The sequence below is a fragment of the Candidatus Methylomirabilota bacterium genome (genome assembly GCA_036005065.1).
Taxonomy (GTDB): domain Bacteria; phylum Methylomirabilota; class Methylomirabilia; order Rokubacteriales; family DASRDR01; genus DASYQW01.
On the sequence record DASYQW010000403.1, the window covers coordinates 1 to 4607 of the forward strand.

The following is a 4607-nucleotide window of genomic DNA, read 5'->3' on the forward strand; positions in this document are numbered from 1 at the left end:
CCAGTGGACTTCGGCTTCAGCCAGGAGCAAGAGCTGCTGCGCCAGACGGCGCGGAGCTTCCTCGACAAGGAGTGCCCCTCGACCTTCGTCCGGCGCATGATGGACGACGCGGTGGGCACGACCGACGAGTTCTGGCAGAAGCTCGCCGAGCTCGGCTGGCTGGGGCTCATCTACCCGGAGGCCCACGGGGGCGTCGGGCTCGGTTTCGTCGACCTCACGGTGATCCTCGAGGAGATGGGCCGGGTGGTCATGCCGGGACCGTACTTCTCCACCGTCCTCCTCGGGGGCCTCGCCCTCCTCGAGGCGGGCTCGGAGGCGCAGCAGGGCGAGTGGCTGCCCAGGATCGCCGGTGGAGAGGCGCGGGCGACCCTCGCGCTCATCGAGGAGACCCCGGGCTGGACGGCCTCCGGCATCCAGCTCGCGGCCAAGCCGATCAAGGGCAAGGACGGACACTACCTCCTCTCCGGCACCAAGCTCTTCGTGCCGGATGCCCACGGCGCCGACCTCCTGGTCGTCGCCGCCCGGACGGCCAAGCCGACCAAGGAGGACCCGCAGCACGGGGTGAGCCTCTTCCTCGTCCCGGCCGCCACCAAGGGGGTGTCGGTGACGCCCCTGCCCACGATGGACCGGACGCGGAAGCTCTGCGAGGTGACGCTCTCGCGCGTCGACGTCGGGCCGGGGGCGCTCCTGGGCGGGCTCGACACGGGCTGGCCGGCGCTCCGGCGGATCCTCGACCGCGCCACGGTCGCCCTCTGCGCCGAGATGTGCGGCGGCGCCCAGCGCGTCCTCGAGATGTGCACCGAGTACGCGAAGATCCGCGTCGCCTTCGGGAAGCCGATCGGGACGTACCAGGCGGTCAAGCACAAGTGCGCCGACATGCTGGTCGCCGTCGAGAACGCCAAGTCCATCACCTACTATGCCGCGTGGGCCGTGGACGAGGGGGTCCCCGAGGCCTCCCAGGCCGCGTCCATGGCAAAGGCCTACGTCTCGGACGCCTATCGCAAGGCCGCCGGCGACGGGATCCAGATCCACGGCGGGATCGGCTTCACCTGGGAGCACGACCTCCACCTCTACTTCAAGCGGGCCAAGGCCGCCGAGGTGACCTTCGGGGACGCGACCTTCCACCGGGAGCGGGTCGCCCAGCTGATCAATCTGTAATGATCCCGGACGCTCGGCCCGGGCCCCTCCCAGCCGGGATGGGCCATCCGCCTCAAAATCTTGACGATTCCGCCTGGGGTCGCTATGCTCAAGGGCCACTCGGGCCCATCAATGGCGGGACTGGAGCGACTCAAGCGCCGGCTGGTCAGCGAGGTGGTCCGGGAGAACGTGGAGACGCTCCACGGGCTCCCCTTCCGGCCACTCCCCCCGAGCCGTACCCGGCGGGTGCGCCTCGGCCTCCTGCGAGGCCTCAGCCTCGTAGCGGCCCCCACCCTTCTCTTCCTCGCCGTCAGCGCACTGTCCACGGACCGGGCGGAGCGGGCCGGGATCGCGCCGCGAGCCGCGCTGTCCGGACCCACCACGCTGCCGGCCCCCCGGGCGATCAGTCCCGCCGCCTTTCCCCTGGCGGTGCGGAAGATCGTGGTCGATCCCGGGCACGGCGGGACGGACCCGGGGGCGCCGGCGTCGGGGGGGCTGTGGGAGAAGGACATCACCCTGGACGTCGCTCAGCGGCTGCGGATGCTGCTGGGGGAAGCCGGATTCGACGTCGTGATGACGCGCGAGCGCGACGAGACCGTCTCGCTCCGGGAGCGCGCCCAGCTCGCCAACTTCCAGCGGGGTGACCTCTTCGTCTCGATCCATTTCAACTCGCTGCCGACCCGCAGCTACCGGGGCATCGAGACCTACCATCTCGGCCCCACCGCCGATCCTCAGGTGGAGCGCCTGGCGGGGGCCGAGAACCGCGCATCGGGCTATTCGCTGGCGGACTTCCGCCGCCTGCTGGAAGGCGTCTACGTCCACGTGCGGCAGACCGAATCGAAACAGCTTGCCGAAGCCGTCCACCAGGGCCTCGTGGAGACCCTGGTCAAAGGGAACCCGGCGATCCGCGACAGCGGGGTCAAGCCCGCGCCTTTCCTCGTGCTCGTCGCCACCGAGATGCCCGGCATCCTGGCGGAGGTCTCCTACCTCTCCAACGACGAGGACGCGCGGCTCCTCAAAGACCCGGCCTACCGCCAGGAGATCGCCCGGGCGCTCTTCCAGGGGATCCGCGCGTACGCGGATGCGCGCAGCCGGCCCGGCGGCCAGGGGAGTGTGTAGATGACCAAGAAGAACGAGGCCCTCCGGGTCGGCATCGATCTCGGCACCTCACGAAGCTCGATCTCCGCCTCCAGCGGGGCGCGCCACGTGGTCGAGAGCTATGTCGGGTGGCCGGTCGACACGGTCGCCCGCAAGGTGGTGAAGAAGTCGATCCTCTTCGGGCGAGAGGCGCTCGACAACCGCTCGATGCTGGAGCTTCACCGCCCGCTCGAGCGCGGCCTGATCAAAGAGGGCTCGGAGAAGGACGAGGCCGCGGTCCGGGAGCTCCTGCGCCACCTGATCTCCCTGGTCGGGGGCGCCGACGACTCGCGCGTCTTCGCCGTCGTCGGCGTGCCGGCCGAGGCGCTCCGGGTCAGCCGCCAGCATCTGCGGAACGCCGTGAAGGGGATCGCCGACGCCCTCATGATCGTCTCCGAGCCGTTCGCGGTGGCCTACGGGATGGACGCCCTGCTCCACACCATGATCGTGGACATCGGCGCCGGGACGACCGACTTCTGCGTGATGAACGGGCGCTACCCGACCGAGGACGAGCAGCGGACGCTGACCCACGCCGGCGACTGGCTGGACGAGCAGCTGGCCACCATGGTGCGGACCCGGCAGCCCGACGCCCAGTTCTCGATCCACATGGTCCGCGAGTGGAAGGAGAGGTGGGGCTTCGTGGGCGAGCCCAAGGGGCCCGTGGTGGTCACGGTCCAGGTCGCCGGAAAGCCGACCCCGCTCGACATCACCGCCGAGATGCGGCGCGCCTGCGAGGCGCTCCTCCCGCCCATCGCCGAGACGATGCTCGACCTCCTGGCCAGGGTCGAGCCGGAGTACCAGGAGCGGGTGCGGAACAACGTCATCCTGGCCGGCGGCGGCTCACAGATCCCCGGCCTGGGCGATGCGCTCGAGAAGATGCTCCTCGACGTCGGGGGTGGCAAGGTCCGCACGGTGGACGACCCCGTCTTCGCCGGCTCGAACGGCAGCCTGGCGCTGGCCCTCGACGCCAGCGACGCCGACTGGGAGCAGCTCCCCAGCTAGGTCATTTCGGGGGGGTCTCGGAAGACCCCCCGATGCCCCCCGTCCTTTCGGGGGGGTCTCGGAAGACCCCCCCGATGCCCCCCCGTCGTGGCGGCGGCAAAAGCCGCCGCTCGGAGCACTCCTCGATGCACCGTGCGCTCGGTGGCCGGCGCCGGGTTACTCCGCACGCTCCCAGCTCAACCGGGGGGGCCGTGGCGGCGCCTCCGGGACTCTGACTCTCTCTCCCTCGCGCCGAGGCGGTTAGCCCTGGCGCTTCCGATCCTTCTCGTGCGCTTTCAGGTAGCAGTGGATGTGGACGACCTTCCCGTCCTCGCGCATCGCGCTTTGACCGGGCTCGACGGGCCTCGAACAGAACGGACAGATCGGATCGCGGGGCGACATCGGAATCGATCCTCGACCGGTGGGCGCTACGAGCGTACCCGGCCGGCGCGGGACGACGCCGACACCAGACCGGCCATGATCGCCGCCGCCAGCTCGCCGCCCTCGACGGGCTTGGCGACGTGGACCTCGAAGCCGGCCGCGAACGCCCGTTCGCGGTCCTCCACGCCCGCATAGGCCGTGAGCGCCACCGCCGGAATCTGCCCCCCGCGATCGCTCGGAAGCGTTCGCACGCGGCGGATCAGGGCGTAACCGTCCTCGTCCGGCATCGACAGGTCGCTCACGAGGACGTCGGGTCTGACCCGTTCCAGACGCTCGAGCGCCTCGGCGGCCGACGCGGCCGCCGTCACCCGGGCGCCATGCTCTTCGAGCAGCGCCGTCAGCACCTCGCGCGCATCGGCCTCGTCGTCCACCAGGAGCACGTGTACGCCGTCGAGCGTCGGCTCGGCGTCGGGGAGCGGGGTCGTCCCCGACGGCGCGGATGCACCGGTGGGCCGGCCGCCCAACAGGAGCGGGAGGCTCACCGTGAAGCTGGCCCCCGCGCCTCCCCCCGGACTCTCCGCCTTGACCCGCCCGCCGTGCAGCTCCACCAGGTGGCGCACGATCGCCAACCCCAGGCCCAGGCCCGCGTGCGCTCGCGTGGTGGTCACATCCGCCTGTCGAAAACGCTCGAAGACGTACGGGAGGAAGTCGGCGGGAATGCCCTGGCCCGTGTCGCTCACCGTGATCTCGGCCTCGGCCCCGACCGCCCGAAGATGGACCTCCACGCGGCCCGGGGCCGGCGTGAACTTGATCGCATTGGAGAGCAGGTTCGCCACCACCTGTTGCAAGCGGTGCGCGTCGCCGAACACCGAGCCCGTCGCGGCGTCCAGTACCGCGTCCAGCTGCAGGCCTTTCTCGTCGGCCGCCGGGCGCGCGGCGTCGACGGCCGCGGTGATCACCGACACCAGATC

General features: G+C 71.0%; 5 protein-coding genes. 3 read left to right on the forward strand and 2 right to left on the reverse strand.

Going from position 1 to position 4607, the window contains the following annotated elements:
- The 3 genes from VGW35_26815 to VGW35_26825 all read left to right on the forward strand — a co-directional run.
- A partial coding sequence (locus VGW35_26815) for an acyl-CoA dehydrogenase (protein ID HEV8311288.1) occupies positions 1–1158 on the forward strand: 1158 nt, incomplete at its 5' end.
- Positions 1159–1269: 111 nt separating this feature from the next.
- On the forward strand, positions 1270–2256 hold the full coding sequence (locus VGW35_26820) for an N-acetylmuramoyl-L-alanine amidase (GenBank protein ID HEV8311289.1): 987 nt from the start codon (positions 1270–1272) through the stop codon (positions 2254–2256).
- Positions 2257–3276, forward strand: a complete 1020-nt coding sequence (locus tag VGW35_26825; GenBank protein HEV8311290.1) for a rod shape-determining protein — start codon at positions 2257–2259, stop codon at positions 3274–3276.
- Between the two features lie 240 nt (positions 3277–3516).
- Here the strand turns inward: VGW35_26825 and VGW35_26830 are convergent, their stop codons facing one another.
- Together VGW35_26830 and VGW35_26835 are read right to left on the reverse strand one after the other, a co-directional pair.
- The gene (locus VGW35_26830; GenBank protein HEV8311291.1) at positions 3517–3657 is read right to left on the reverse strand and encodes a hypothetical protein; all 141 of its coding nucleotides are present in this window, start codon (positions 3655–3657) and stop codon (positions 3517–3519) included.
- Between the two features lie 26 nt (positions 3658–3683).
- Positions 3684–4607, reverse strand: a 924-nt coding sequence (locus VGW35_26835) for an ATP-binding protein (protein HEV8311292.1), incomplete at its 5' end; no start/stop codon positions are given.